This is a genomic window from Streptomyces sp. NPDC004065 (assembly GCF_044903565.1).
In the GTDB taxonomy this organism is placed as follows: Bacteria; Actinomycetota; Actinomycetes; order Streptomycetales; family Streptomycetaceae; genus Streptomyces.
In genome coordinates this window covers 142,015-168,417 of record NZ_JBJDQT010000016.1, presented here as the reverse complement: position 1 = coordinate 168,417, position 26,403 = coordinate 142,015, and the positions used below count along the sequence as shown (strand labels likewise).

At 72.8% G+C, this 26,403-nt stretch carries 21 protein-coding genes and 1 pseudogene; 19 read left to right on the top strand and 3 right to left on the bottom strand.

Annotated elements, in window-relative coordinates; genetic code table 11:
- Positions 1-428: 428 nt before the first annotated feature.
- The gene (locus tag ACI2LW_RS18895) at positions 429-1,847 is read left to right on the top strand and encodes a sugar porter family MFS transporter (RefSeq protein ID WP_404732325.1); all 1,419 of its coding nucleotides are present in this window, start codon (positions 429-431) and stop codon (positions 1,845-1,847) included.
- Positions 1,848-2,104: 257 nt separating this feature from the next.
- On the opposite strand, the pseudogene ACI2LW_RS18890 reads toward ACI2LW_RS18895, so the two are convergent.
- A pseudogene (locus ACI2LW_RS18890) lies at positions 2,105-3,573 on the bottom strand (cytosine permease).
- 166 nt (positions 3,574-3,739) lie between these two features.
- Between ACI2LW_RS18890 and ftsY the strand changes: the two are divergent.
- A complete protein-coding gene (ftsY, locus tag ACI2LW_RS18885; protein ID WP_404732324.1) occupies positions 3,740-4,945 on the top strand; it encodes a signal recognition particle-docking protein FtsY in 1,206 nt (401 codons plus the stop codon).
- 680 nt (positions 4,946-5,625) lie between these two features.
- On the opposite strand, the gene ACI2LW_RS18880 is transcribed toward ftsY, so the two are convergent.
- On the bottom strand, positions 5,626-6,288 hold the full coding sequence (locus ACI2LW_RS18880; protein WP_404732323.1) for a bifunctional DNA primase/polymerase: 663 nt from the start codon (positions 6,286-6,288) through the stop codon (positions 5,626-5,628).
- A 448-nt stretch (positions 6,289-6,736) separates the two neighbouring features.
- Between ACI2LW_RS18880 and ACI2LW_RS18875 the strand changes: the two genes are divergently transcribed.
- The 6 genes from ACI2LW_RS18875 (at position 6,737) to ftsH (ending at position 16,637) form a co-directional block, all read left to right on the top strand.
- Positions 6,737-8,221, top strand: a complete 1,485-nt coding sequence (locus ACI2LW_RS18875) for a hypothetical protein (protein ID WP_404732322.1) — start codon at positions 6,737-6,739, stop codon at positions 8,219-8,221.
- Between the two features lie 294 nt (positions 8,222-8,515).
- Entirely contained in the window at positions 8,516-9,856 is a 1,341-nt protein-coding gene (locus ACI2LW_RS18870) for an ammonium transporter (protein WP_404732321.1), read from the top strand.
- Positions 9,853-10,191, top strand: a complete 339-nt coding sequence (locus tag ACI2LW_RS18865) for a P-II family nitrogen regulator (RefSeq protein WP_086730248.1) — start codon at positions 9,853-9,855, stop codon at positions 10,189-10,191. Before ACI2LW_RS18870 ends, ACI2LW_RS18865 begins: the two co-directional genes overlap by 4 nt.
- A 26-nt stretch (positions 10,192-10,217) precedes the next feature.
- Positions 10,218-12,725, top strand: coding sequence for a [protein-PII] uridylyltransferase (locus ACI2LW_RS18860; RefSeq protein WP_404732320.1), 2,508 nt, complete (start codon positions 10,218-10,220; stop codon positions 12,723-12,725).
- Positions 12,726-12,999: 274 nt separating this feature from the next.
- Positions 13,000-14,550: a signal recognition particle protein gene (gene ffh, locus ACI2LW_RS18855; protein ID WP_404732333.1), complete on the top strand. Its 1,551-nt coding sequence runs from the start codon at positions 13,000-13,002 to the stop codon at positions 14,548-14,550.
- Positions 14,551-14,693: 143 nt separating this feature from the next.
- Entirely contained in the window at positions 14,694-16,637 is a 1,944-nt protein-coding gene (gene ftsH, locus ACI2LW_RS18850) for an ATP-dependent zinc metalloprotease FtsH (RefSeq protein ID WP_404732319.1), read from the top strand.
- A gap of 355 nt (positions 16,638-16,992) precedes the next feature.
- Here the strand turns inward: ftsH and ACI2LW_RS18845 are convergent, their stop codons facing one another.
- A complete protein-coding gene (locus ACI2LW_RS18845) occupies positions 16,993-17,880 on the bottom strand; it encodes a class I SAM-dependent methyltransferase (protein WP_404732318.1) in 888 nt (295 codons plus the stop codon).
- A gap of 609 nt (positions 17,881-18,489) precedes the next feature.
- On the opposite strand from ACI2LW_RS18845, the gene ACI2LW_RS18840 reads away from it, so the two are divergent.
- The 11 genes from ACI2LW_RS18840 to ACI2LW_RS18790 all read left to right on the top strand — a co-directional run bounded on the left by ACI2LW_RS18840 (position 18,490) and on the right by ACI2LW_RS18790 (position 26,359).
- A complete protein-coding gene (locus tag ACI2LW_RS18840; RefSeq protein WP_404732317.1) occupies positions 18,490-19,086 on the top strand; it encodes a hypothetical protein in 597 nt (198 codons plus the stop codon).
- 345 nt (positions 19,087-19,431) lie between these two features.
- Entirely contained in the window at positions 19,432-19,851 is a 420-nt protein-coding gene (rpsP, locus tag ACI2LW_RS18835) for a 30S ribosomal protein S16 (RefSeq protein WP_404732316.1), read from the top strand.
- 5 nt (positions 19,852-19,856) lie between these two features.
- Positions 19,857-20,096: an RNA-binding protein gene (locus tag ACI2LW_RS18830; RefSeq protein ID WP_030612780.1), complete on the top strand. Its 240-nt coding sequence runs from the start codon at positions 19,857-19,859 to the stop codon at positions 20,094-20,096.
- Positions 20,097-20,178: 82 nt separating this feature from the next.
- Complete coding sequence (gene rimM, locus ACI2LW_RS18825; protein ID WP_404732315.1) at positions 20,179-20,724, top strand: ribosome maturation factor RimM; 546 nt, start codon at positions 20,179-20,181, stop codon at positions 20,722-20,724.
- Positions 20,721-21,554, top strand: a complete 834-nt coding sequence (trmD, locus tag ACI2LW_RS18820; RefSeq protein ID WP_404732314.1) for a tRNA (guanosine(37)-N1)-methyltransferase TrmD — start codon at positions 20,721-20,723, stop codon at positions 21,552-21,554. Before rimM ends, trmD begins: the two co-directional genes overlap by 4 nt.
- A 134-nt stretch (positions 21,555-21,688) precedes the next feature.
- Positions 21,689-22,039, top strand: a complete 351-nt coding sequence (gene rplS, locus ACI2LW_RS18815) for a 50S ribosomal protein L19 (protein WP_189709061.1) — start codon at positions 21,689-21,691, stop codon at positions 22,037-22,039.
- A 45-nt stretch (positions 22,040-22,084) separates the two neighbouring features.
- Positions 22,085-22,834: a signal peptidase I gene (gene lepB / locus ACI2LW_RS18810; RefSeq protein WP_404732313.1), complete on the top strand. Its 750-nt coding sequence runs from the start codon at positions 22,085-22,087 to the stop codon at positions 22,832-22,834.
- On the top strand, positions 22,827-23,918 hold the full coding sequence (lepB, locus tag ACI2LW_RS18805) for a signal peptidase I (protein WP_404732312.1): 1,092 nt from the start codon (positions 22,827-22,829) through the stop codon (positions 23,916-23,918). The genes lepB (ACI2LW_RS18810) and lepB (ACI2LW_RS18805) overlap by 8 nt, the downstream gene beginning before the upstream one ends.
- Positions 23,806-24,822, top strand: a complete 1,017-nt coding sequence (lepB, locus tag ACI2LW_RS18800; RefSeq protein WP_404732311.1) for a signal peptidase I — start codon at positions 23,806-23,808, stop codon at positions 24,820-24,822. Before lepB (ACI2LW_RS18805) ends, lepB (ACI2LW_RS18800) begins: the two co-directional genes overlap by 113 nt.
- A 246-nt stretch (positions 24,823-25,068) precedes the next feature.
- The gene (gene lepB / locus ACI2LW_RS18795; protein ID WP_404732310.1) at positions 25,069-25,845 is read left to right on the top strand and encodes a signal peptidase I; all 777 of its coding nucleotides are present in this window, start codon (positions 25,069-25,071) and stop codon (positions 25,843-25,845) included.
- A complete protein-coding gene (locus tag ACI2LW_RS18790; protein WP_404732309.1) occupies positions 25,835-26,359 on the top strand; it encodes an NUDIX hydrolase in 525 nt (174 codons plus the stop codon). Before lepB (ACI2LW_RS18795) ends, ACI2LW_RS18790 begins: the two co-directional genes overlap by 11 nt.
- The last annotated feature ends 44 nt before the right edge of the window (positions 26,360-26,403 follow it).

The following is a 26,403-nucleotide window of genomic DNA, read 5'->3' as shown; positions in this document are numbered from 1 at the left end:
CAGACCCCAAGCCGTTCATCTGGACCAAGACCGCCGAGGAGATCCTCGAATCCCTCGCACGATTCTGCCGACGGATCTCCGGCGCAGGACACTAGCCGCACTCGGCCGGCAGCTTCTCCCGTCCGGCAGCTCCTCCCCCTTCCGGACCGCGGCGTACCGCGGGGCGGCGCGGCGTCCACCGCGGCGTGTCGCGCCGCCGCTCCCGCGTGTTCGCCTCTCCCCGGGGTAGACGCACTGTGTCCGATCATTGACTACAACACTTGAACTCACAGAGTCAGGTGGGCCGTCGAACATCACAGTAGAGGGCCTATTGACTTCGAATCTTGAAGGCATAGTCTCTGCGGTGATGCTTTTACCTTCAGGTCTTACCGCCTGCAAGGGCTGACCCCCCACCCCGGCAGCGCTGCCGGTGTGCCCGAGGAGAACACGTGACCAGCACAGCGCAGGCACCCAGGCCCGGAGCCGCCACGGCTCACCCCGATCATCTCGGGCACGTCATCTTCATCGCCGCGGCGGCCGCGATGGGCGGCTTCCTCTTCGGCTACGACAGCTCCGTGATCAACGGCGCCGTGGAGGCCATCCGGGACCGCTACGACGTGGGCTCCGCCGCGCTGGCCCAGGTCATCGCCATCGCCCTGATCGGGTGCGCCGTGGGCGCCGCCACCGCCGGCCGGATAGCCGACCGCATCGGGCGCATCCGGTGCATGCAGATCGCCGCCGTGCTCTTCACGATCAGCGCCGTCGGCTCGGCCCTGCCCTTCGCGCTGTGGGACCTCGCCTTCTGGCGCGTCGTCGGCGGCTTCGCCATCGGCATGGCCTCCGTCATCGGCCCCGCCTACATCGCCGAGGTCGCCCCGCCCGCCTACCGCGGCCGGCTCGGCTCCTTCCAGCAGGCCGCGATCGTCGTCGGCATCGCGATCTCCCAGCTCGTCAACTGGGGCCTGCTCAACGCGGCCGGCGGCGACCAGCGCGGCAGCCTGATGGGCCTGGAGGCATGGCAGGTCATGCTCGGCGTGATGGTGATCCCGGCCGCCCTCTACGGCCTGCTCTCCTTCGCCATTCCCGAGTCCCCGCGCTTCCTGCTCTCCGTCGGCAAGCGCGACCGCGCCCGCCAGATCCTCGCCGAGGTCGAGGGCGAGGGCTCCGACCTGGACGCCCGGGTCGCGGAGATCGAGCACGCGATGAGGCGCGAGGAGAAGTCCAGCTTCCGCGACCTGCTCGGCGGCAGCTTCTTCTTCAAGCCGATCGTCTGGGTCGGCATCGGCCTGTCGGTCTTCCAGCAGTTCGTCGGCATCAACGTCGCGTTCTACTACTCCTCGACGCTGTGGCAGTCGGTCGGCGTAGACCCGACGGACTCGTTCTTCTACTCCTTCACCACGTCCATCATCAACATCATCGGCACCGTGATCGCGATGATCTTCGTGGACCGCATCGGCCGCAGGCCGCTCGCGATCATCGGCTCGGCCGGCATGGTCGTCGGCCTCGCCCTGGAGGCCTGGGCCTTCTCCTTCGACCTGGTCGGCGGCAAGCTGCCCGCCACGCAGGGCTGGGTCGCCCTGATCGCCGCCCATGTGTTCGTGCTCTTCTTCGCCCTGTCCTGGGGTGTGGTCGTCTGGGTCATGCTCGGCGAGATGTTCCCGAACCGGATCCGCGCCGCCGCCCTGGGCGTCGCCGCCTCCGCGCAGTGGATCGCCAACTGGGCGATCACCGCGAGCTTCCCGTCGCTGGCCGACTGGAACCTGTCCACGACCTACGTGATCTACACGTTCTTCGCGGCGCTCTCCATCCCGTTCGTCCTGAAGTTCGTCAGGGAGACGAAGGGCAAGGCGCTGGAGGAGATGGGGTAACCGCCCCCCCACCGTCTCGAGGAGCCGGGCCAAGTCCCCGCCGCCCGCTCCTCGACACCCGTGGACACTGCCCCGGCTCACCCGTCGAGCCGGGGCAGTGCCGTGATACGGGGCGGGGACCGCGGAGCGGTGAGACCGTTCGGGAGCCGCACCGCCGCGATTCCGGCCGGGGGGCGTGATGCCGCGATTCCGGCCGGGGGGCGTGATGCCGCGATTCCGGCCGGGGGCCGCAGCGCCGCCATCCCGGTCGGGGGCCGTCAGCCGACCAGCGCGCCGCCCCGCCGCGCGGGCTCGTGCACCGGCGCGGCGTCCCCCCGGCGGGCCGGGGTCGCCACCGCCGGCTTGGGGAGCAGCAGGTACAGCAGGCCGGAGACGACGATGGTCGCGACCCAGCCCAGGCCGTACTCGCCGATGACGTTGCCCCGGGCGAACGGGCCGGTGAACCAGTCGGACGTGGTGAACATCAGGCCCGTGCCCAGTCCGGTCGCCCAGGCCGCCACCGCCGCGGGACAGAATCCGCCCCGGTACCAGTAGGCGCTGGTCCGTGTGGTGTCGGCCATCGCCGCCCCGTCGTACCCGGGGCGCCGCAGCATGTCCGCGCCGAAGACGCCGGCCCACGCGGAGAAGGCGACGGCCAGCAGCGACAGGAAGGCGATGAACGAGCCCAGGAAGCCCGTCGCCGCCAGCATCAGCACACCGCCGAAGGCCAGCGAGATCACCGCGTTGACCGAGACCGCCCAGTGCCGCGGCACCCGGAAGCCCAGGGTCTGCGCGGTGAAGCCGGCGGAGTACATCGACATCGAGTTGATCAGCAGCATGCCGGCCAGCGCGATCAGCAGATACGGCACCGCGATCCAGGTCGGCAGGATCTCCCCGAGGAAGGAGACCGGGTCGGCCGCGGAGGCCAGGTCCGGCGTGGACACGGCCATGACCGCGCCCATCAGCACCATGGGCAGCACCACGACACCGGCGCCGCCCACGGACGTGCCCACGATCGCCCGGGAGGAGGCCGTGCGCGGCAGATAGCGGGTGAAGTCCGGGGCCGACGGGACCCAGCTGACACCGCCCGCCGCGATCATGCCGATCCCGGTGATCACGGCGGCCGTGGAACCGGCGGGGTGGGCGAGGACCCGGTGCCAGTCGGTGGCCACGACCAGATGGCCCAGGACCAGCACGGAGAACACGCCGAACAGGTACGTGGCGTACCTGCTGCACCGCTGCACGGCGTTGATGCCGAGCCCGGAGATCGCGAAGGTGGCGACCACGAACGCCAGCAGCATGACCATGTCCAGCACGCCGTTCGCCCTGATGCCGAACAGGATGTCCAGCACCGTGAGCATCGCGTAGGCGCCGGTCACCGCGTTGATCGTCTCCCAGCCCCAGCGGGCGACCCAGATCAGCGATCCGGGCAGCAGATTGCCGCGCTGCCCGAAGACCGCGCGGGACAGCGCCATCCCGGGCGCGCCCCCGCGCTTGCCCGCGATGCCGATCACCCCACCAGCCCGTACGACACGACGGGCGCCGCCACGGCGACGACGAGCGCCTGCCAGAGGCTGAGGTGACAGGCCACGACCAGGCTCGCGCCCATGGTCAGCAGCAGCACGCTGATGTTGGCGCCCACCCAGGTGGGAAACAGCCGGCGGGTCCTGGCGGTGCGCTCGTGGTCGGGCACCTGCTCGATGCCGCGGGTTTCCAGAGCGCCTTCGGTCTCGGCGGTCCTGCGCATGAGGAAGGGCGTTCCATGGGGAAGGGGACGGCGGGCTCCGCGCGTCAAGGACGCGCACCCGCACCATCGTACTTTGATCCCACTAAGTCCCTTATGTGTCGTTTGTCTCCACCGGCACGGCGCAAGCGGCCTCCGGGTGGGACCCATGACTGATACTGGACGCGTTATGGAAACCATCATCCTTGCTGTAGTCATCGCCGTGGTCGTGCTCGGCGCGCTCGGCGGGCTCATCGTCGGCAGCCGGCGCCGGAAGCCGCTGCCCCCGCCACCGCCCAGCGCACCGGACATCACCGCCCCTCCGGCCGAGCCGCACGTCGGCGACGAGGCCGAGACGCCGCGCGAGGAGCCGCGGCGGACGATCGAGGAGGTGGACCTTCCCGACGGCTCCCCGGTCGTCGTCGAGGAGCCGCCCGTCGAGGAGCTCCCGGCACCCGCCATCGAGGTGCCCGAGCCCACCGCCGGCCGGCTGGTCCGGCTGCGCGCCCGTCTGTCCCGTTCGCAGAACGCGCTGGGCAAGGGCCTGCTCACCCTGCTGTCCCGCGAGCACCTCGACGAGGAGACGTGGGAGGAGGTCGAGGACACCCTGCTCACCGCCGACGTCGGCGTGCAGCCCACCCAGGAACTGGTCGAGCGGCTGCGCGAGCGCGTCCGGGTGCTCGGCACCCGCACCCCCGCGGAGCTGCGCACCCTGCTCCGCGAGGAGCTGCTCACCCTGGTCGGCACCGACCTGGACCGCACCGTCCACACCGAGCCCGCCGCCGGCAAGCCGGGCATCGTGATGGTCGTCGGCGTCAACGGCACCGGAAAGACCACCACCACCGGCAAGCTCGCCCGGGTACTGGTCGCCGACGGCCGCAGCGTGGTCCTCGGCGCCGCCGACACCTTCCGCGCCGCCGCGGCCGACCAGCTCCAGACCTGGGGCGAGCGGGTCGGCGCCCACACCGTGCGCGGCCCGGAGGGCGGCGACCCCGCCTCCGTCGCCTTCGACGCGGTGAAGGAGGGCAAGGAGATGGGCGCCGACGTGGTCCTCATCGACACCGCCGGCCGACTGCACACCAAGACCGGCCTGATGGACGAGCTCGGCAAGGTCAAGCGGGTCGTGGAGAAGCACGCCCCACTGGACGAGGTGCTGCTCGTGCTCGACGCCACCACCGGACAGAACGGCCTGGTCCAGGCCCGCGTCTTCGCCGAGGTCGTCGACATCAGCGGCATCGTGCTGACCAAGCTGGACGGCACCGCCAAGGGCGGGATCGTCGTCGCCGTCCAGCGGGAGCTGGGCGTCCCGGTCAAGCTCGTCGGGCTCGGCGAGGGCCCGGACGACCTGGCCCCCTTCGAGCCCGAGGCCTTCGTCGACGCCCTCATCGGCGACTGACCGCCCCCCACCGCACGACAGCGCCCGTCTCCCCGCTCCGTCGGGGGACGGGCGCCGTCGTTTCGCCGGGCGCGGGCACGCGGCACGCGGGGTGTGGGGTGCGCAGAGCGGGGGCGCTGGGTGTGCGCGGGAGCGGACGGGAGCGTTGCTGGACGCTGTGAGTCGGCGGATGGTGCGCACGGCGCGTCCAACGGCGCAGTGGTGGGCGGGCCGGCCAAAGGCGCGGCCCGGGGCCGGACCCGGGCGGGGCGCTGGGCTGCGGGGGAGCGGCGGGAGCGCGGGTCCCTGCGGGCCGGTGGATCGTGCGCAGGCCCGTCCACGGAGCCGTACTGGCCGGCCCGTCAGAGGCAGGGCCCGGGCCCGGGGGCCGGACCCGGGTGGGGCGCCGGGTGTGCGCGGGAGTGTTGCCGGACGCTGCGGGTCGGCGGATGGCGCGCATGGCGCGTCGAACGGCGTCGTCATCGCCGGGCCCGCACGCAGGCGGGCGTGGGGCCGGGGCCCGGGGCAGGACCCGGGCGGGGGCGCCGGGTGTGTGCGGGCGCGGTGCCCGCCCGCGGGGCGGCGGGATCGTGCGCGTGCGCGCCTCGGTCGGGGCCGCGGTGGGTGCGCCCGTCAGACGCGGGGCGCAGGGGCGGGGTCACGGCGGGCCGGGCCCGCGTCGCGGGGGTGCGGTCGGCCGGTCACGCCCGTGAGCGGTGGGCCACGTACGCCAGGGTGCCGAGCAGGAGGCGGGCCTCCGGCGGGCGGGCGGTGTCCAGGGCGGGGGGCCGCAGCCAGCGGACCGGGCCGCGTCCGCCCCGGTCGGAGGGCGGGGCCGTGATGTGCGTGCCGGCGCCGAGCCCGTGGAGGTCGAGCGAAGTGGGGGCGTCCCAGCCCATGCGGTACAGCAGGGCCGGCAGCTCGGCCGCGGCGCCGGGGGCGACGAAGAAGTGGGCGCGGCCCTTCGGGGTGGCGGTCACCGGGCCGACAGGCAGCCCCATCCGCTCCAGCCGGGCCAGCGCACGGCGCCCGGCGGGCTCGGCGACCTCGATCACGTCGAAGGCGCGGCCGACCGCGAGCATCACCGCAGCCCCCGGCAGCTCGGCCCAGGCCCTGCTCACCTCGTCCAGGGTGGCCCCGGCGGGGATGGGGGGCGCGAACTCCAGGGGGTGGGCGCCCGGCGCCGGGCAGTCGGTGCGGCCGCAGGAGCAGGCGCCGCCGACGGCGCGCGCGCCGCGCACCACGTCCCAGCCCCACAGCCCGGTGTACTCGGCCACCGCCGTGCACTCCGACGAACGGTACGACCGGCCGCGCCGCCGCGTGCCGGAGCGGATCTCGCGCATGCCGCCGATCGTGAACCCCATGCCCCCTCCAACGGTTGCGCCGCCCCGTTGGTTACGAGGCGGAATCGCGTCGTGACTCTCCGTTCCCGTTTCCTCCCCGGCTCCGCCCGGTCCGCACGGCGCCCGGAAGCACCCCGAGTGGTGTGCCCGGCGACGCGCGCCCCCGTCCGCACCGCTTCACCCGCTCGCGGTTGTCCTATGTCAAGTGAATCGCGCCGGGGCCACCGAGAGTTCATTCGAAGGGGTGGCGAATGGTGGCGTTTCAAGGATCGCCATGGCTGGAAGGGTGATCGTGGGATTACTGTGAGTGTGCGAGTCCTGGGGGCACATGCACTCGTGGGTATGCCGGAGGCAAGTCGGCAGTCCGTTCGACGGGTGAGAACCGGCGGACGGAAGGCCCTGTTGACCGGCATTCTGATAGGGCTTGGCGCACTCGGCGACAAGTGGTCTCAGGGATGGGGGCGTTCCAGTGAGTGGCAACGGCGGTGGCGGGGCGAACACTGCGACTGCGGACAAGCGCACCAACGAGCTGCTCACCTCGTGGTTCGTCCGCAGCGGCTGGTCCAAGGGAGAACTGGCCCGCCAGGTCAACCGCCGGGCCCGGCAGCTCGGGGCCAACCACATCTCCACCGACACCTCGCGCGTACGCCGCTGGCTGGACGGGGAGAACCCGCGCGAGCCGATCCCGCGGATCCTCTCGGAGCTGTTCTCCGAGCGTTTCGGCTGCGTCGTCTCGGTGGAGGACCTCGGCCTGCGCACGGCCCGCCAGACGCCGTCCACGACCGGGGTCGACCTGCCGTGGACGGGCCCGCAGACCGTGGCCCTGCTCAGCGAGTTCTCGCGCAGCGACCTGATGCTGGCGCGGCGCGGCTTCCTCGGGACCTCGCTGGTGCTGTCCGCGGGCCCGTCCCTCATCGAGCCGCTGCAGCGCTGGCTCGTGCCCGCGCCCCCCGCCCCGCTCCCCGAGCCCGAGCCGTCCGCCGCCCCCCGCCGCCCGGGCCGGCTCTCCCGGCCGGAGCTGGAGCTGCTGGAGAGCACCACCGCGATGTTCCGCCAGTGGGACGCCCAGTGCGGCGGCGGCCTGCGCCGCAAGGCGGTCGTCGGCCAGCTGCACGAGGTGACCGACCTCCTCCAGGAGCCCCATCCCCAGCCCACCGCCAGGCGCCTGTTCAAGGTCGCCGCCGAGCTCGCCGAGCTGGCCGGCTGGATGAGCTACGACGTGGGGCTCCAGCCCACCGCGCAGAAGTACTTCGTGCTCGCCCTGCACGCCGCCAAGGAAGCCGGCGACAAACCCTTCGGCTCCTACGTCCTGTCCAGCATGAGCCGCCAGATGATCCACCTCGGCCGGCCCGAGGACGCCCTGGAGCTCATCCACCTCGCGCAGTACGGCAGCCGTGACTGCGCCGGCCCGCGCACCCAGTCCATGCTGTATGCGATGGAGGCCCGCGCCTACGCCAACATGGGCCAGCCGGGCAAGTGCAAGCGCGCGGTGCGGATGGCCGAGGACACCTTCGCCGACGCCGGTGAGTGGGACGAGCCCGACCCCGACTGGATCCGCTTCTTCTCCGAGGCCGAGCTGTACGGCGAGAACAGCCACTCCTTCCGCGACCTCGCCTACGTCGCGGGCCGCAGCCCCGCCTACGCCTCGCTCGCCGAACCGCTGATGGAGAAGGCCGTGCGGCTGTTCGCCGAGGACCACGAACACCAGCGGTCGTATGCGCTCAACCTCATCGGCATGGCGACCGTGCACCTGCTGCGGCGCGAGCCCGAGCAGAGCACCCGGTACGCCGCGCAGGCCATGCGGGTGGCCAAAAAGGTCCGCTCCGAGCGGGTGAACACCCGCATCCGCAAGACGGTCGACAACGCCGTACGGGAGTACGGCGACCTGGCCGAGGTCGTCGACCTCACCGAGCAGCTCGCCGCCGACCTGCCCGAGACCGCGGAGGCCGTCTGACCGCCGCAGGTCCCCCGGACCCCGGCCGCGGCCGGCCCTCCCGAACCGCCCGACTCGGCTCCCCCATGCCAGGTCATCGGAAGGCCGCCCGCGGCCGGCCCTTTTCCCGCACGCAGTTCATCCACGCGTAACACACAAGGCGTCTTCGTCACCCCGGTGAAACAGCGAGGGGCTTCCACCGAAACCGCGCTGCGCCAGTCTCATGGCGCATAACCGGCCCACCCCTCACGCCGACCCCCGGACCTCTCAAGGCTTCGCCCGCACGGGGCCGTACCACACGACGAGGAGACGCCGATGGCTCCAGCCATCATGCTTGCGGCGGACGCACCCAAACTGTCGTCCGCCAACACAGGCTTCATGCTCATCTGCTCCGCCCTGGTGATGCTCATGACCCCGGGCCTGGCCTTCTTCTACGGAGGCATGGTCCGCGTCAAGAGCACACTGAACATGCTGATGATGAGCTTCATCAGCCTCGGGATCGTCACGATCCTTTGGGTGCTGTACGGGTTCTCCATCGCCTTCGGCGACGACAAGGGCTCGCTCATCGGCTGGAACTCCGACTACGTCGGCTTCAGCGGCATCGGCAAGACCGAACTGTGGCCCGGGTACACCATCCCGGTCTTCGTGTTCGCCGTGTTCCAGCTGATGTTCGCGATCATCACGCCCGCCCTGATAAGCGGCGCCCTGGCCGACCGCGTGAAGTTCAGCGCGTGGGGCCTGTTCCTCGTGCTGTGGGTCACGGTCGTGTACTTCCCGGTCGCCCACTGGGTCTGGGGCACCGGCGGCTGGGCCTTCGACCTCGGCGTGATCGACTTCGCCGGCGGCACCGCGGTCCACATCAACGCCGGCGCGGCGGCCCTCGGCGTGATCCTGGTCATCGGCAAGCGCGTCGGCTTCAAGAAGGACCCGATGCGCCCGCACAGCCTCCCGCTGGTCATGCTCGGCGCGGGACTGCTGTGGTTCGGCTGGTTCGGCTTCAACGCCGGCTCCTGGCTCGGCAACGACGACGGCGTCGGCCCGCTGATGTTCGTCAACACCCAGGTGGCCACCGCCGCCGCCATGCTCGCCTGGCTCGCCTACGAGAAGATCCGCCACGGCGCGTTCACCACCCTGGGCGCCGCCTCCGGCGCGGTGGCCGGCCTGGTCGCGATCACCCCGTCCGGCGGCGCGGTCTCCCCGCTCGGCGCGATCGCGGTGGGCGCCGTCGCCGGTGTGCTGTGCGCCATGGCGGTCGGCCTGAAGTACCGGTTCGGCTACGACGACTCCCTCGACGTGGTCGGCGTCCACATGGTCGGCGGTATCGCCGGCTCCCTGCTGATCGGCTTTTTCGCCAGCGGTACGGGCCAGTCCGACGTCAAGGGCCTCTTCTACGGCGGCGGCCTGGACCAGTTCTGGAAGCAGTGCGCCGGCGTGTTCGCGGTCCTCGCCTACTCCCTGGTCGCCTCCGCGATCCTCGCCTTCCTGCTGGACCGCACCATCGGTATGCGGGTCACCGAGGACGAGGAGGTCTCCGGCATCGACCAGGCCGAGCACGCCGAGACCGCATACGACTTCAGCGGCGCGGGCGGCGGTGTCGTCGGCTCCGTCACCGCATCCGCCCCGGCAGCCCCGCAGAGCAAGAAGGTGGACGCATGAAGCTCATCACCGCCGTCGTGAAGCCCCACCGGCTGGACGAGATCAAGGAGGCCCTGCAGGCGTTCGGCGTGCACGGCCTGACGGTCACCGAGGCCAGCGGCTACGGTCGGCAGCGGGGACACACCGAGGTCTACCGCGGCGCCGAGTACACGGTCGACCTGGTCCCCAAGATCCGTATCGAGGTCCTGGCCGAGGACGACGACGCCGAACAGCTGATCGAGGTCGTCGTCAAGGCCGCCCGCACCGGCAAGATCGGTGACGGCAAGGTCTGGTCCCTCCCGGTCGACACGGCCGTCCGGGTCCGGACCGGCGAGCGCGGTCCGGACGCGCTCTGACACCGCACGAGGACAGGAGTCGCCGGGTGACGAGCACGGGCGTGCGAAACGAAGCAGAGGACTCGGGACCCAGCGGCTACGCGGCGGCCCGGCTGCGCCTCCTCACCGAGGGGGCGCGGTCCGGGCCGCCGCGCCGTGCGGCCCTGGCCGAACTCACCGACGAATGGCTGGCCGGACTGTTCGACGCGGCGGTCACCGCGCCGGAGCACCACCGGGAGCGCCCGGAGGGCGGGCCGGCGCCCAAGGGCGTCTCCCTCGTCGCCGTCGGCGGCTACGGCCGCGGCGAGCTCTCCCCGCGCAGCGACCTCGACCTGCTCCTGCTGCACGACGGCGGCGACCCCGACACCGTCGCCGCCCTCGCCGACCGCCTCTGGTACCCCGTGTGGGACCTCGGCCTGGCCCTCGACCACTCCGTGCGCACACCCGCCCAGGCCCGCAAGACGGCGGCGGAGGACCTCAAGGCGCAGCTCGGGCTGCTGGACGCCCGGCACCTCGCGGGCGACCGCGGCCTGACCGCCGCACTGCGCACCGCCGTCCTCGCCGACTGGCGCAACCAGGCGCCCAAACGGCTGCCCGAACTGCGGGAGCTGTGCGCCGAGCGCGCCGAACGCCAGGGCGAGCTGCAGTACCTCCTGGAACCCGACCTCAAGGAGGCCCGCGGCGGCCTGCGCGACGCCACCGTGCTGCGCGCCGTGGCCGCCTCCTGGCTGGCCGACGCCCCCCGCGAGGGCCTCGCCGACGCCCGCCGCCGGCTGCTCGACGTCCGCGACGCCCTGCACCTGGCCACGGGCCGCGCCACCGACCGGCTCGCGCTGCAGGAACAGGACCAGGTCGCCGCCGAGCTCGGCCTCCTCGACGCCGACGCCCTGCTGCGCCAGGTCTACGAGGCGGCGCGCACCATCTCGTACGCCGGCGACGTCACCTGGCGCGAGGTGGGGCGCGTGCTCAGGGCCCGCGCCGTGCGGCCGAGGCTGCGCGCCGTGCTGGGCGGCGGGAAACCGGCCGCGGAACGCTCCCCGCTCGCCGAGGGCGTGGTGGAACAGGACGGCGAGGTGGTGCTCGCCCGCGCCGCCCGGCCCGAGCGCGACCCCGTGCTGCCGCTGCGCGCCGCCGCCGCGGCGGCCCAGGCCGGCCTGCCGCTGTCCCTGCACGCCGTACGGCGCATGGCGGCCACCGTGCGCCCCCTGCCCACGCCCTGGCCCGCCGAGGCCCGCGAACAGCTCGTCACCCTGCTCGGCTCCGGCCGGCCGACCGTCGACGTCTGGGAGGCGCTGGAGGCCGAAGGGCTCGTCACCCGGCTGCTGCCCGACTGGGAGCGGGTGCGCTGCCGTCCGCAGCGCAACGCCGTCCACGTCTGGACGGTCGACCGCCACCTGATCGAGACGGCGGTGCGCGCCTCCGGCTTCACCCGCCGGGTCAGCCGCCCCGACCTGCTCCTGGTCGCCGCGCTGCTGCACGACATCGGCAAGGGCTGGCCCGGCGACCACTCCGTGGCCGGCGAGATCATCGCCAGGGACCTGGCCGGCCGGATCGGCTTCGACCGCGCCGACGCCGCCGTGCTCGCCACGCTCGTCCGCCACCACCTGCTGCTCGTCGAGACCGCCACCCGGCGCGACCTGGACGACCCGGCCACCGTCCGCTCGGTCGCCGAGACGGTCGGCACCCAGAGCACCCTGGAACTGCTGCACGCCCTGACCGAGGCGGACGCCCTGGCCACCGGCCCGGCCGCCTGGTCGACCTGGCGCGGCTCCCTCGTCGCCGAGCTGGTCCGGCGGGTCTCCGCCGTGCTCGCGGGGGACGTCCCCGAGGAGCCCGAGCCCGTCACCGCCGCGCCCACCGCGGAGCAGGAGCGGCTCGCCGTCGAGGCCCACCGCACCGGCGGGCCCGTCCTGGCGCTGCGCGCGCAGGCCGAACCGCCCGGGGAGGACCCCGGACAGGTGGCCGGGCAGGCCGGGGAGCCCGAGCCGCTCGGGGTCGAACTGGTCGTCGCCGTCCCCGACCAGCCGGGCGTGCTGCCCGCGGTCGCGGGCGTGCTCGCCGTGCACCGGCTGACGGTGCGCACGGCCGAGCTGCGCGCACTGGAACTGCCCGAGGGCGTCGACGAGGGCTCCGTACTGCTGCTGAACTGGCGCGTCGCCGCCGAGTACGGCTCCCTGCCCCAGGCCGCCCGGCTGCGCGCCGACCTCGTCCGGGCCCTGGACGGCTCCCTGGACGTCGCGGGCCGGCTCGCCGAGCGGGACGCCGCCTACCCGCGCCGCCGGGGCCTGCTCGCGCCCCCGGCCCGGGTGACGGTCGCCCCGGCCGCCTCCCGGCACGCCACCGTGATCGAGGTCCGCGCCCAGGACGCGCCGGGCCTGCTGTACCGGATCGGGCGCGCCCTGGAGGACACCGGGGTCCGGGTCCGCAGCGCCCACGTCTCGACCCTCGGCGCGAACGCCGTGGACACGGTGTACGTCACCCGCCCCGACGGCACCGTACTCTCCGACACGGACGCCTCGACGGTGGTCAAGGCCCTGGAGTACGCGCTGCGCTGACCACCGGGGCAAGATCCGGCACCGGGCCGGCGCCGAGGTGTGGTCCGGCCGTGCGGGCCGGGCGGGCGTCACCCGCGAACGCGCGTCGGTGCCGGGCGGCGGTGAGGGTGAGGGCCGTGGATGTGCGGCGTGCGGAGGTGCGGTTTCCCCGCGGCGTACGGGCTCGCGCGCCCTCCGTGTCTGTGGATCGCGGCACGTGGGGACGAATGCGCCGCGCGGCCGGATACCCTGGAAGGCGCTCACCCTGCCCCCGACTCCGAGGACCGACGCCGCCGTGTTCGACACCCTCTCCGACCGCCTCAGCGCGACTTTCAAAAACCTCCGCGGGAAAGGCCGGCTCTCCGAGGCGGACATCGACGCCACGGCCCGCGAAATCCGCATCGCGCTCCTCGAGGCGGACGTGGCCCTGCCGGTGGTCCGCACGTTCATCAAGAACGTCAAGGAGCGCGCCCTCGGCGCCGAGGTCTCCCGGGCGCTCAACCCCGCCCAGCAGGTTCTCAAGATCGTCAATGACGAGCTGGTCACCGTCCTCGGCGGCGAGACCCGGCGCCTGCGCTTCGCCAAGCAGCCGCCGACCGTGATCATGCTGGCGGGTCTGCAGGGTGCCGGTAAGACCACCCTCGCGGGCAAGCTCGGCAAGTGGCTCAAGGAGCAGGGCCACTCCCCGCTCCTGGTCGCCTGCGACCTCCAGCGGCCCAACGCCGTCAACCAGCTCAGCGTCGTCGCCGAGCGCGCCGGTGTCGCCGTCTACGCGCCGGAGCCGGGCAACGGGGTCGGCGACCCGGTCAAGGTCGCCAGGGACTCCATCGACCACGCGCGGACCAAGGTCCACGACATCGTGATCGTGGACACCGCCGGCCGTCTCGGCATCGACCAGGAGATGATGCGGCAGGCCGCGGACATCCGTGACGCGATCTCGCCGGACGAGATCCTGTTCGTCGTCGACGCGATGATCGGTCAGGACGCGGTCAACACCGCGGAGGCCTTCCGCGACGGCGTCGGCTTCGACGGCGTGGTGCTCTCCAAGCTCGACGGCGACGCCCGCGGCGGTGCCGCCCTGTCGATCCGCCAGATCACCGGCAAGCCGATCATGTTCGCCTCCAACGGCGAGAAGCTCGACGACTTCGACGCGTTCCATCCGGACCGGATGGCCTCCCGCATCCTCGACATGGGCGACCTGCTCACCCTGATCGAGCAGGCGGAGAAGACGTTCAGCCAGGAAGAGGCCGAGAAGATGGCCTCCAAGCTGGCGTCGAAGAAGGGCCAGGACTTCACCCTGGACGACTTCCTGTCCCAGATGGAGCAGGTCAGGAAGATGGGCTCCATCTCCAAGCTGCTCGGCATGCTCCCCGGCATGGGGCAGATCAAGGACCAGATCAACAACCTCGACGAGCGCGACGTCGACCGCACCGCCGCGATCATCAAGTCGATGACCCCCGGCGAGCGCCAGGACCCGACGATCATCAACGGCTCGCGCCGCGCCCGTATCGCCAAGGGTTCCGGTGTCGAGGTCAGCGCGGTGAAGAACCTCGTCGAGCGGTTCTTCGAGGCCCGCAAGATGATGTCCCGGATGGCGCAGGGCGGCGGGATGCCCGGTATGCCCGGCATCCCGGGCATGGGCGGCGGTCCCGGTCGTGCCAGGAAGCAGCCGAAGAAGGCCAAGGGCAAGCAGCGCTCCGGCAACCCGATGAAGCGCAAGCAGCAGGAGCAGGAGGCGGCCGCCCGCCGCGCCGCGGCCGCCCAGAGCGGCGGTGCCCTGGGGCTGCCGCAGCAGGGCGGCCAGGACTTCGAGCTCCCGGACGAGTTCAAGAAGTTCATGGGCTGAGCGCGGTCCGCGCGCTCGCGCAGGGGCCTCGCGCACGGCGCCGCGGTCTCGACCGGTCGCGCCAGGCGGCCCCGGGGCGTCCCTCACCGTGAGGGGCGCCCTCAGCGCGTGCCGGGGCAGCCCCGGTGCCGTAACGTCCAGATATGAGCAATGCGGCGCCACCACGCAAGGCCCCTGACCAGCCGTGGCGCACCGAGGGCACGCCGGACGAGCCGCCCCGGCGGCCGGGCGGCAGACGGACGCGCGGCCGGTGGTGGGGTCTGCTCGTCACCGCCGTGGTCGTGTTCCTGCTCGCCTACGCCGGACTGACGTACTACAACACCGGGAACGAGCCGACGATCTCCTACACGGAGTTCAGCAGGCAGGTCGACGCGGGCAACGTCAGCAAGATCTACTCCAAGGGCGACGCGATCCAGGGCCAGCTCAAGAGCGCCCGCGAGAAGCCCGGGGGCGGCGGCACCTACACCAAGTTCAAGACCCAGCGCCCCGCCTTCGCGGACGACAGGCTCTGGCAGAGTCTGACCCGCCACGGTGTCACGGTCACCGCCCAGCCGGTGGTGCAGCAGCGCGGGTTCCTGCCCAACCTGCTGCTGTCGCTGGCGCCGATCGTGGTACTGGCGGCGGTGTGGATCTTCTTCGCCCGGCGGATCGGCGGCGGCCTCGGCGGGGCGGGCGGCCTGTTCGGCCGCAAGGAGCCGCCGAAACCGGTCGAACTGCGGCCCGGCACCCAGCGCACCACCTTCGCCGACGTGGCCGGCATCGACGAGGTCAAGGGCGAGCTCGACGACATCGTCGACTTCCTGGAGCACCCCGACTCCTATCGCCGCATGGGCGCCAAGATGCCCCGGGGCGTGCTGCTCACGGGGCCCCCGGGCACCGGCAAGACGCTGCTCGCGCGGGCCGTCGCGGGCGAGGCGGGTGTGCCCTTCTTCTCGGCGTCCGCGTCGGAGTTCATCGAGATGATCGTCGGCGTCGGCGCCTCCCGGGTGCGTGAACTGTTCGCCGAGGCCCGCAAGGTGGCCCCCTCGATCGTCTTCATCGACGAGATCGACACCATCGGCCGGGCGCGCGGCGCCGGCGCCTCGGTGGGCGGCCACGACGAGCGGGAGCAGACGCTCAACCAGATCCTGACCGAGATGGACGGCTTCTCGGGCTCCGAGGGCGTGATCGTGCTGGCCGCGACCAACCGCGCCGACGTCCTGGACCCGGCCCTGACCCGCCCGGGCCGGTTCGACCGGATGGTCCAGGTGTCACCGCCGGACCGCGGCGGCCGGGAGGCCATCCTCAGGATCCACACCCGGGACATCCCGCTCTCCCCCGAGGTCGACCTCGCCCGGGTGGCCCGCAACACCCCGGGCATGACCGGTGCCGAACTCGCCAACCTCGCCAACGAGGCGGCCCTGCTCGCGGTCAGACGGCGGCAGGGCGAGGTCACGCCGAACGACTTCTCCGTGGCCCTGGAGAAGGTCCAGCTCGGCGCCGAGCGCGCCCTGGTGATGCCGGAGGAGGAACGCCGGCGCACCGCGTACCACGAGAGCGGACACGCCCTGCTCGGCATGCTGCAGCCCGGCGCCGACCCGGTACGCAAGATCACCATCGTGCCGCGCGGCCGGGCGCTCGGCGTGACGCTGTCGACCCCGGAGTCCGACAAGTACGCGTACACCGAGGAGTATCTGCGCGGCCGCATCATCGGAGCACTCGGCGGCATGGCGGCCGAGCACGTGGTCTACGGCGTCATCACGACCGGCTCGGAGAACGACCTCGAACAGGTCACGAACATCGCGCGCGGCATGGTGGCCCGCTGGGGCATGAGCGAGCACGTCGGCCGGCTGTCGGCGCTGCCGAGCGACGCCCAGCAGGCGTACGGCCTGTCCGCGGCCCCGCAGACCCTGGACTCCATCGACGGCGAGATGCGCCGCATCGTCGACGAGTGCTACGAGGAGGCGTGCCGCAAGCTGCGCGACCACCGCGGGCAGCTGGACGCGCTGGCCCGGGCCCTGCTGGAGAACGAGACCCTGGAGGAGGCGGACGCCTACCGGGTCGCGGGCATCTCCCGTCTGAAGAAGGACATGGAGGCGGGCGTCTGACATCGGTCGGGCGGCCGGGGGCGCGCGAGCGAACGACCGGAGACGCGCCGGAGGCCGGGGCACACGGGGCGGTCAGCGCGCGCCGGGGCCGGAGACGCGCCGGCGGCCGGAGACGCGCCGGCGGCCGGGCACGGGGCGGTCGGGCCGCGCCGGGGCCGGAGACGCCCCGGCGGCCGGGGCGTGCCGGGGCCGGGGGAGCATGGCGCGCAGGGTGCGGTGGGGGCACGCCCGCATCCGGGGGCGCACGGGGTGCACGGGCGCACGCGGCGCGCGGCACGGTCGGGGCGCACAGGCGGCCGGCCGGTTCGCCGCCGGCCGGCGTGGCGCGCGGGCCGTCAGGGCGTGCGGGCGGCCGTCAGGGCGTACGGGCGATCAGGTAGCGGAACACGTTCGGCATCCACACCGTGCCGTCCCGCCGCTGGTGGACGTGCAGGGCTTCCGTCAGCTCCTTGTCCACCCGGTTCGGGTCGGTCGCCGCGATCGCCGCGTCGAACAGACCCGTGGACAGCAGCCCCCGCACGGCGCTGTCGAGGTCGGCGTACCCGAAGGGGCAGGCGACCCGGCCGGAGCCGTCCGGCCGCAGCCCGGCGCGCAGGGCCACCTCCTCCAGGCCGTCGCGCAGGGCGGGACGCGGTCCGTCCGGGCCGTCCAGCGGGTCGGCCAGCCCGGCCGCGGCCCGCAGCACGGAGGACGTGGCGCAGCGCTCCGGGGGTCCCCAGCCGGCCAGCACCACGGGCGCCCCGCGCTCGGCGAGCCGCGTCGCCGCGGCGAGCGGTCCGCTCAGCCGCTCCGCGTCGTCCGCCGGGTAGCCGACCGGCTCGAAGGCGGTCACCAGGGTGTACGCCGGCGCGTTCGCGCCCTCCCCGTCCCCGGCCGCGTCCCCGGATCCGTCCGCGTCCGCCGGCGACCCCTCGACGATGCGGGCCCGCGCGCCGGCGCGCGAGTCCCACGGCTGGGGCAGCAGCCGCTGCCGGGCGAGGGCGAGCCGTTCGGGGGAGGAGGTGTCGACACCCGTGACCGCCGCGCCTCTGGACGCCGCCATGAGCAGGGCGAGGCCCGAGCCGCAGCCCAGGGCCAGCAGCCGTGTGCCGCGGCCCACTTCCAGTCGCTCGTAGACGGCCTCGTAGAGCGGGACCAGCATCCGCTCCTGGATCTCGGACCAGTCACGCGCGCGTGCACGCTGGTCCACGCGGGGCGTCCGTCCCGCGTGACGTACGTGCCGGCGCACGAGCGTAGGTGTCATGGATAAGCGCCCCAATCCGCCGAGAGTTGCCCTGGTTTCCGATTGCCCGGCCCCCGTGCAGTGCGCTCGCACTCCCCCCGTATGTCAGGTAACTCCGCGCCCCCCACCGCGTCCAGGGGTCGCGAGGCCCCGCTTGCGCCCATTGGGCGCATGGGACGAGATTTCACAACCCGGCAATCCGGCTGCTGCCATCGCGTCATGGCGCGGGCACGTGCCGGGCGCGCATGGCACGTGGCCGGATCGCGTCCCGGGCGATGACAGCGGGTGAGCCGCCGGCCCGCGCGGACGGGCCGGTGCCCGGGGCCCGCGGCGCGCCCGGTAACGTCACGGGCGCGGCGCACGCTGACCGAGACGGGACCCTTCGGCGCCGAAGCGGCCGAAACGCCCCTTGCGCGGCGCACGAGGCGGGCCCGCCGGCGCACCTGTGCGGGGTACGCGCGGGGGCGTACGCGGGACTACGCACCGGCTTGGTACGAGCTGCGAGGCTTCTCCGCAGATCAGCGCACCCGCCCTCGTCAGGACGCATCAGAGCGAACTGACGGGTACGTGCAAATTATTTGAGATGCCCCGGAATAGGAACACAGGGGCCCCCAGGCTCGTTCTCATTACGTGAGCACGACACCACCTGTTCTCGCCGCAGAGCTGGCGCAGGCGTGGGCCGACATTCAGCGGTACCACCCCGAGCTGCCGGACCTTGCCGCGCCAGAGTCCCTGATCGGGGAGTCGTCGTCCGCGTGCGGGCACGAACTCTCCTTCGAGCGACTGCTCCATGAGGCAGTCCATGGCATCGCCGCGGCACGCGGGGTGCGCGACACCTCCCGTGCCGGCCGCTACCACAACCGCCGGTTCCTGGCGATCGCCGAGGAGCTGGGCCTGGACCACCCGGAGGAGCCGCACCCGAGCAGCGGTTTCTCCCTGGTCACGCTCAGTCCCGAGGCGAAGCGCCGGTACCGCCCGACCATCGAGCGCCTCCAGCGGGCGCTGAAGGCGCACACGGCCGCCACCTCGGCCGACACCGGCCGAAGTTTCCGCGGCCCGGCCGCCCGTCACGGCTCGTCCGGCGGCGGGGTCAGGGTCAAGGCGGTCTGCGACTGCGGGCGCAACGTCCGCGTCGTCCCCTCGGTCCTGGCCCAGGCCCCGATCGTGTGCGGCGGGTGCGGCAAGCCGTTCCGGATCCCCGAGGTGGTGGGGGCGGCGGCGGGCTGACGGCCGCCGGCATCTCGTGGGTGCCGGACGTGCGGGTGAGCTGCCGGGGGTGCCGCCGCGCCGGAGGCGCGCCACCGCGGACGCGACGCGGTGAGCCGTGTGCCGGCGCGGTGGGCGCTGCGTCCACGGCGCCCGGACCGCCGGGCGCGTCTTTGTCATGCCCAAAACCTTCAGCCCTTGGTCAAGGCCGCCCCATGGCGTGTGGCACAATGGCTAGCTGTACTCGACAGCCGCACAGGACCCCTCTCTCCTCCGGCTGACGCGTCCATCGGGCACTCGGGTACCGCAACCCCACGCGGCGTCCCGCCGTGCCCAACCACGTCAATTCCAGGAGAATCCACTCCCGTGGCAGTCAAGATCAAGCTGAAGCGTCTGGGCAAGATCCGTTCGCCTCACTACCGCATCGTCGTCGCCGACTCCCGCACCCGCCGTGACGGCCGGGCCATCGAGGAGATCGGTCTGTACCACCCGGTGCAGAACCCCTCGCGCATCGAGGTCAACGCCGAGCGTGTGGCGTACTGGCTCTCCGTCGGCGCCCAGCCGACCGAGCCGGTGCTCGCCATCCTGAAGAAGACCGGCGACTGGCAGAAGTTCAAGGGCGAGCCCGCCCCCGCGCCGCTGCTGCAGCCGGAGGAGAAGGCCGCGCGTCCGTCGTTCGAGGCCCTGGGCGGCGAGGACGAGGGCAAGGGTGAGGCGATCACCCAGAAGAAGAAGGCTGAGAAGAAGGACGAGGCCGCTGCCGAGTCCGAGTCGACCGAGGCCTGAGCAGCATGCTCGAGGAGGCGCTTGAGCACCTCGTGAAGGGCATCGTCGACAACCCTGACGATGTGCAGGTCGCCTCGCGCAACCTGCGCCGCGGACGGGTGCTCGAGGTCCGGGTCCACCCCGACGACCTCGGCAAGGTGATCGGCCGCAACGGCCGTACCGCACGCGCCCTGCGCACCGTCGTGGGCGCCATCGGCGGCCGCGGCGTCCGGGTCGACCTCGTCGACGTGGACGACGTCCGCTGACGCTTCATCGCAACCGGCTCGGGCCGGGGAAGGCCACAGGGCCGTCCCCGGCCCGTAGTCGTACGACAGGAGAATGGGACACGTGCAGCTGGTAGTCGCACGGATCGGCCGCGCCCACGGCATCAAGGGCGAGGTCACCGTCGAGGTACGTACCGACGAGCCGGAGCTCAGGCTCGCACCGGGCGCCGTACTCGCCACCGATCCCGCCGCCGCGGGACCGCTCACCATCGAGTCCGGCCGCGTCCACAGCGGCCGCCTGCTCCTGCGGTTCGCGGGCGTCGGCGACCGCAACGGCGCCGAGGCGCTCCGCAACACCCTCCTCATCGCCGAGGTCGACCCGGACGAACTGCCCGAGGAGGAGGACGAGTACTACGACCACCAGCTGATCGACCTCGACGTCGTCACCGAGGACGGCACGGACGTCGGCCGGATCACCGAGATCTCGCACCTGCCCTCCCAGGACCTGTTCATCGTGGAGCGCCCCGACGGCAGCGAGGTGATGATCCCGTTCGTCGACGAGATCGTCACCGAGATCGACCTGGAGGGCCAGCGCGCCGTCGTCGCGCCGCCGCCCGGCCTGATCGACGACCGCGCGGAGATCGCCTCGTCCAGGGACGAGGACGCATGAGGCTCGACGTCGTCACGATCTTCCCCGAGTACCTCGAACCGCTGAACGTCTCGCTCGTCGGCAAGGCACGCGCGCGCGGCACGCTCGACGTGCACGTGCACGACCTGCGCGACTGGACCCATGACCGGCACCACACGGTCGACGACACCCCCTACGGCGGCGGCCCGGGCATGGTGATGATGACCGGGCCCTGGGGCGACGCCCTGGACAGCGTCCTCGCCGACGGCTACGAGACCGGCGCGCACACGCCCGCGCTGATCGTGCCCACTCCCAGCGGCCGCCCGTTCACCCAGGAACTCGCCGTCGAGCTCTCCGAGCGCCCCTGGCTGATCTTCACACCGGCGCGCTACGAGGGCATCGACCGCCGTGTCGTCGACGAGTACGCGACCCGGATGCCGGTGTACGAGGTGTCCATCGGCGACTACGTCCTCGCCGGCGGCGAGGCGGCCGTCCTGGTGATCACCGAGGCGGTCGCCCGGCTGCTGCCCGGAGTCCTCGGCAACGCCGAGTCCCACCGGGACGACTCCTTCGCCCCGGGCGCCATGGCGAGCCTGCTGGAGGGCCCCGTCTACACCAAGCCGCCGCAGTGGCGCGGCCGGGACATTCCCGAGGTGCTGCTCAGCGGCCACCACGGCAGGATCGCCCGCTGGCGCCGCGACGAGGCGCTGCGGCGCACGACGGCCAACCGGCCCGACCTCATCGAGCGCTGCGACCCGAAGGCCTTCGACAAGAAGGACCGCGAGACGCTGTCCGTCCTGGGCTGGTCGCCGGACCCGGACGGCGAGCCGTACGGCCGATTTTGGCGCAGGACCGACGGCGTGGAAGAATAGGCCGCTGCTGTGCCCGGTCCGGCGTGCGCCCCTGCCACAGGGGGACACGACGCCCGCCCCGACCCGCACGGCGACGATCCCGAACCTCTAGTTCCCGTTGATGACCTGTGGCATCAGCGAAGAAAGCAGACGAAATGTCTCACCTGCTCGACACCGTCGACGCCGCGTCGCTGCGTCAGGACATCCCGGCCTTCCGCCCGGGTGACACCGTCAACGTGCACGTCCGCGTCATCGAGGGCAACCGCTCCCGTGTGCAGCAGTTCAAGGGCGTGGTGATCCGCCGCCAGGGTTCCGGCGTGCGCGAGACCTTCACTGTCCGCAAGGTCTCCTTCTCCGTCGGCGTCGAGCGCACCTTCCCGGTGCACACCCCGATCGTGGAGAAGATCGAGCTCGTCACCCGTGGTGACGTGCGCCGCGCCAAGCTGTACTACCTCCGTGAGCTGCGCGGCAAGGCCGCGAAGATCAAGGAGAAGCGCGAGAACTGAGCGCCTTCCGGGGTCCGTGCCGGGGCGGGATAGCATTCCGCCCCGATGGACACCGAAGCACAGCCGACGGAGCGCGACCGCTCCCCGCGCCCCCCTGCCGCCGGACCCGACCGGGTCCCGGACGCCAGGGGGCCGCGGGGGCGGTCGCGTTTCGCGTTGGCGGCGCGCCTCGCACCGTGGGTGCCCGGCGGGCGGATCACCCTGACCGCGCTGACCTGCCTGGTCCTGCTGCTCCTGCTGAACACGTTCGTGGCGCAGCCGTTCCAGATCCCCAGCGGATCGATGGAGCGGCAATTGAGGATCGGGGACCGCGTTCTCGTAAATAAGTTGGCGTACCGTTTCGGTGCCGCGCCGCGCCGCGGCGATGTCGTCGTCTTCGACGGCAGCGGGTACTTCGGGCACGCCGACTACGTCAAACGCGTTGTGGGTGTAGGGGGAGACCACGTGGTCTGCTGCGACAAGGAGGGGAGGCTCCAGGTGAACGGCCGGGCCGTCGACGAGTCGGCGTTCCTGTACCCCGGGGACAGCCCCTCCGCGGTGTCCTTCGACGTCGCCGTGCCCGCCGGCACCCTGTTCGTGCTCGGCGACCACCGCGGCGACTCCAGCGACTCCCGCGACCACCTGGGCTCGCCCGGCGGCGGCATGATCCCGGTCGGCGACGTCATCGGCCGGGCCGACTGGATCGCCTGGCCCCCCGGCCACTGGACGCGCCTGACCCGCCCGGCCGCCTACGCGCGCGTGCCCGCCGTAGAAGGGCCCCTGGGGCCCGCACCCACGGGCGGCGCCCATGGGTAACCGCGGCAAGCCGCGCGGCGTACCGGTCAGCGCCGCCGAGAACCTCCTGCCCACCGGGGCCCGGCGCGCCGCCAGTCCGGCCGGCGGCCGCACCCGCGCGGAGCGGCGCAAGCTGCAGCGCAAGGTCAAGCGCAAGCGCAGACGGTCGGCCGTCCGCGAGATCCCGCTGCTGGTCGGCGTCGCCGTGCTCATAGCCCTGGTGCTGAAGACCTTCCTCGTGCAGGCCTTCGTCATCCCCTCGGGCTCCATGGAGCAGACGATCCGCATCGGCGACCGGGTCCTGGTCGACAAGTTCACCCCGTGGTTCGGCTCCGAGCCCAAGCGCGGCGACGTCGTCGTCTTCCACGACCCGGGCGGCTGGCTGGCGGGCGAGCAGACCACCAAGAAGAACGACCCGGTGGGCATCAAGCAGATCAAAGAGGGCCTCACCTTCATCGGGCTGCTGCCCTCCGACAACGAGAAGGACCTCATCAAGAGGGTCGTCGGCGTCGGCGGGGACCACGTCAAGTGCTGCGACGCGCAGGGCCGGGTCACGGTCAACGGCGTTCCGCTGAACGAGGGCGCCTACCTCTATCCCGGCAACGCCCCCTCCGACACGCCGTTCGACATCACCGTCCCCCAGGGGCGGCTGTGGGTCATGGGCGACCACCGCGGCAACTCCGCGGACTCCCGCGCCCACCAGAACACCTCGTACGGCGGCACGGTCTCCCTGGACTCCGTGGTCGGCCGGGCCATGGTCATCGGCTGGCCCGTCGCCCACTGGAACACCCTCAAGGAACCGGAAACCTTCGCCTCCGTCTCCGACGCGGCCCCCGGTTCGACCGCCGCCGCCCCGCCGTCGCATAGGGTTGCCACCGACGGTCCGAACGGATCCGTACAACTCCCGAGCCCTGCGGAACTCCCGCTCGTTATGGGAGTGGTGGGCCTGCGCCGGGCACGGTGTGGGCGGCGGCACGGAGTGAGGAGTTGGCGTGGGGGATGTGGCGGTTGGTGCACGGTCCGGGCACGACGGCGAGGAGCACCGCGGACACCCCGTGGATGCGGCGGACCCCGCCGCCGGCCGCGCCGTGCCCTCCGGGAGTGAGAGCGAGACAGCCGAGGACGGCAGGGTGACGCAGCAGAACGACGGCGGCGGCCAGAGGACCACCGGCACAGCCCCGCAGGCGAGGAGGCCGCGCTCCTTCTGGAAGGAGCTGCCCATCCTGGTCGCCATCGCCCTGGTGCTGGCGCTCCTGATCAAGACCTTCCTGGTGCAGGCGTTCTCCATCCCCTCGGACTCGATGCAGGACACCCTGCAGCGCGGCGACCGGGTCCTGGTCGACAAGCTGACCCCCTGGTTCGGCTCGGAACCCGAGCGCGGCGAGGTCGTCGTCTTCCACGACCCGGACGACTGGCTGGCCGGCGAGCCGACCCCCCGGCCCAACGCCGTGCAGAAGGTGCTCAGCTGGATCGGCCTGATGCCGTCCGCAGAGGAGAAGGACCTCATCAAGCGTGTCATCGGCGTCGGCGGCGACACCGTCGAGTGCAAGGGCACCGGCCCGCTGAAGGTCAACGGCAAGGCCCTGGACGAGCGCAACTACGTCTACCCGGGCAACACGCCGTGCAGCGTCGATGACCAGGGCGGCCAGTTCAAGGTGAAGGTGCCCAAGGGCTACATCTGGGTCATGGGCGACCACCGGCAGAACTCCCGGGACTCCCGCTACAACCAGACCGACCGGCACCACGGCATGGTCCCGGTGAAGGACGTCGTCGGCCGCGCGATCGTGAAGGCCTGGCCGGTCAACCGCTGGGGCACCCTGCCCGTCCCCGACACCTTCGACCAGCAGGGCATCGGCGACCAGTCCTCGGCGGCGGGCGGCGCCCTGCCCGCGGCCCCGGACGGCGCGGCCCTCCTCCTGGCCGTACCGGCGGTCCTGTGGCGGCGCGGGCGGGCCGCGAAGGCCGGGGCCGGGACGGGCTCGGCGACGGTGGCCACCGGGTCGCGCTGAGCGGCACGGCCCCGCGCGTCCGTGCCGTCCCACGCGCCCGCTGGTGGCGTCCGCCGCCCGGTCCGGGGCGCGACCCGGACGTGCTCGTGGCGCCCACCCCCCGACCCGCTCGTGGCGCCCGCTGCCCGGGGGCGCGCCCGGACCCGCTCGTGGCGCCCGACCTTGTGAAGCCCTGGTGGAGCTTGGGGCCGCGGGCGACGAAGAGGGGCTGCCCCCGTTCGGTACCGCCGGGTAGGGTGCGGGTCCATGGGTGGCGAGAGCACGACGCGTACGGCCCCGCGCAGCGGCGGCACCGGCAACCGGCCGGCGGGCGGCAGGCTCGGACAGCGGTTGTCCGGGCTGGCCGTGGCGCTGGGCCTGGTGCTGTTCCTCGGCGGATTCGCGTGGGCGGCGGTCGTCTACCGGCCGTACACCGTGCCGACCTCCTCCATGACGCCGACGATCGACATGGGCGACCGGGTGCTCGCCCAGCGCGTCGACGGCTCCGAGGTGCGCCGCGGTGACGTCGTGGTGTTCAAGGACAAGACCTGGGTGCAGAACGCCTCCGTGGTCAAGCGGGTGGTCGCGGTCGGCGGCGACACGGTCTCCTGCTGCGAGCAGGGCAGGCTGACCGTCAACGGCAAGCAGATCGACGAGCCGTATCTGAAGGGCGAGGCCGCCCAGAGCAAGAAGTTCCCCACGGTGAAGGTGCCCGAGGGCCGTCTGTTCCTGCTCGGCGACGAGCGCCAGGGGTCCCTGGACTCCACCGCCCATCTCGACGACGCGGCCCGCGGCACCGTCGCGCGCGGCGAGGTGACGGCCCGGGTGGACGCGGTCGTATGGCCGGTGAAGGGCATGCTGGAGCGGCCCACCGGCTTCCAGGAGCTGGGCGCCCTGTCCCAGCCGGGCCCGCTGCGCACCATCGTGCTGCTGATCGTGGCCGGCGCCGTCCTCGTCCTGGGCGGCGGCGCCTACGGGCCGGTGGCCAAGCGGGTGGGCGCCTCCCGTGCCCGGGCGCGTACGGAGCCGGCCGGTGTCCGCTGAGCCGGCGGCCGGCGGCGCGGACACCTACGAGGGCGGGCTGCGCAAGGTGGCCCGGGTGGTGCTGCTGGACCCGGCGGACCGCATCCTGCTGCTGCACGGGCACGAGCCGGAGAATCCGGCCGACGACTGGTGGTTCACGCCCGGCGGCGGTGTGGAGGGCGACGAGACGCGCGAGCAGGCCGCTGTGCGGGAACTCGCCGAGGAGACCGGCATCACCGACGTCGAACTCGGCCCGGTGCTGTGGCGGCGCAGGTGCTCGTTCCCCTTCGCGGGCCGCCGCTGGGACCAGGACGAGTGGTACTACCTGGCGCGTACCACCCGGACGGCCGTCGCGGCGACCGCCCTGACCGAACTGGAGCGGCGCAGCGTCGCGGGAGCACGCTGGTGGACGTGCCGGGAACTGGCCCGGGCGCATGAGACGGTGTATCCGACCAGACTCGCCGAGCTGCTGCACAGGCTGCTCGACGAAGGCCCCCCGGCCGGGCCCGTGACCCTGGACACCGAAATCGTCTAGGGCCCCGTGGGACTGGCGCACAATGGTGGGACCGCACGGCTGAA

Excerpts from the sequence above, each read along its gene's own strand:
- ftsH (WP_404732319.1), top strand. The coding sequence starts at position 14,694 with ATGAGCAATGCGGCGCCACCACGCAAGGCCCCTGACCAGCCGTGGCGC.
- ACI2LW_RS18865 (WP_086730248.1), top strand. The coding sequence starts at position 9,853 with ATGAAGCTCATCACCGCCGTCGTGAAGCCCCACCGGCTGGACGAGATC.
- ACI2LW_RS18870 (WP_404732321.1), top strand. The coding sequence starts at position 8,516 with ATGGCTCCAGCCATCATGCTTGCGGCGGACGCACCCAAACTGTCGTCC.
- rplS (WP_189709061.1), top strand. The coding sequence starts at position 21,689 with ATGTCTCACCTGCTCGACACCGTCGACGCCGCGTCGCTGCGTCAGGAC.
- ACI2LW_RS18880 (WP_404732323.1), bottom strand. The coding sequence starts at position 6,288 with ATGGGGTTCACGATCGGCGGCATGCGCGAGATCCGCTCCGGCACGCGG.
- ACI2LW_RS18845 (WP_404732318.1), bottom strand. The coding sequence starts at position 17,880 with ATGACACCTACGCTCGTGCGCCGGCACGTACGTCACGCGGGACGGACG.
- lepB (WP_404732313.1), top strand. The coding sequence starts at position 22,085 with ATGGACACCGAAGCACAGCCGACGGAGCGCGACCGCTCCCCGCGCCCC.
- ftsY (WP_404732324.1), top strand. The coding sequence starts at position 3,740 with ATGGAAACCATCATCCTTGCTGTAGTCATCGCCGTGGTCGTGCTCGGC.
- ACI2LW_RS18830 (WP_030612780.1), top strand. The coding sequence starts at position 19,857 with ATGCTCGAGGAGGCGCTTGAGCACCTCGTGAAGGGCATCGTCGACAAC.
- trmD (WP_404732314.1), top strand. The coding sequence starts at position 20,721 with ATGAGGCTCGACGTCGTCACGATCTTCCCCGAGTACCTCGAACCGCTG.
- lepB (WP_404732310.1), top strand. The coding sequence starts at position 25,069 with ATGGGTGGCGAGAGCACGACGCGTACGGCCCCGCGCAGCGGCGGCACC.
- lepB (WP_404732312.1), top strand. The coding sequence starts at position 22,827 with ATGGGTAACCGCGGCAAGCCGCGCGGCGTACCGGTCAGCGCCGCCGAG.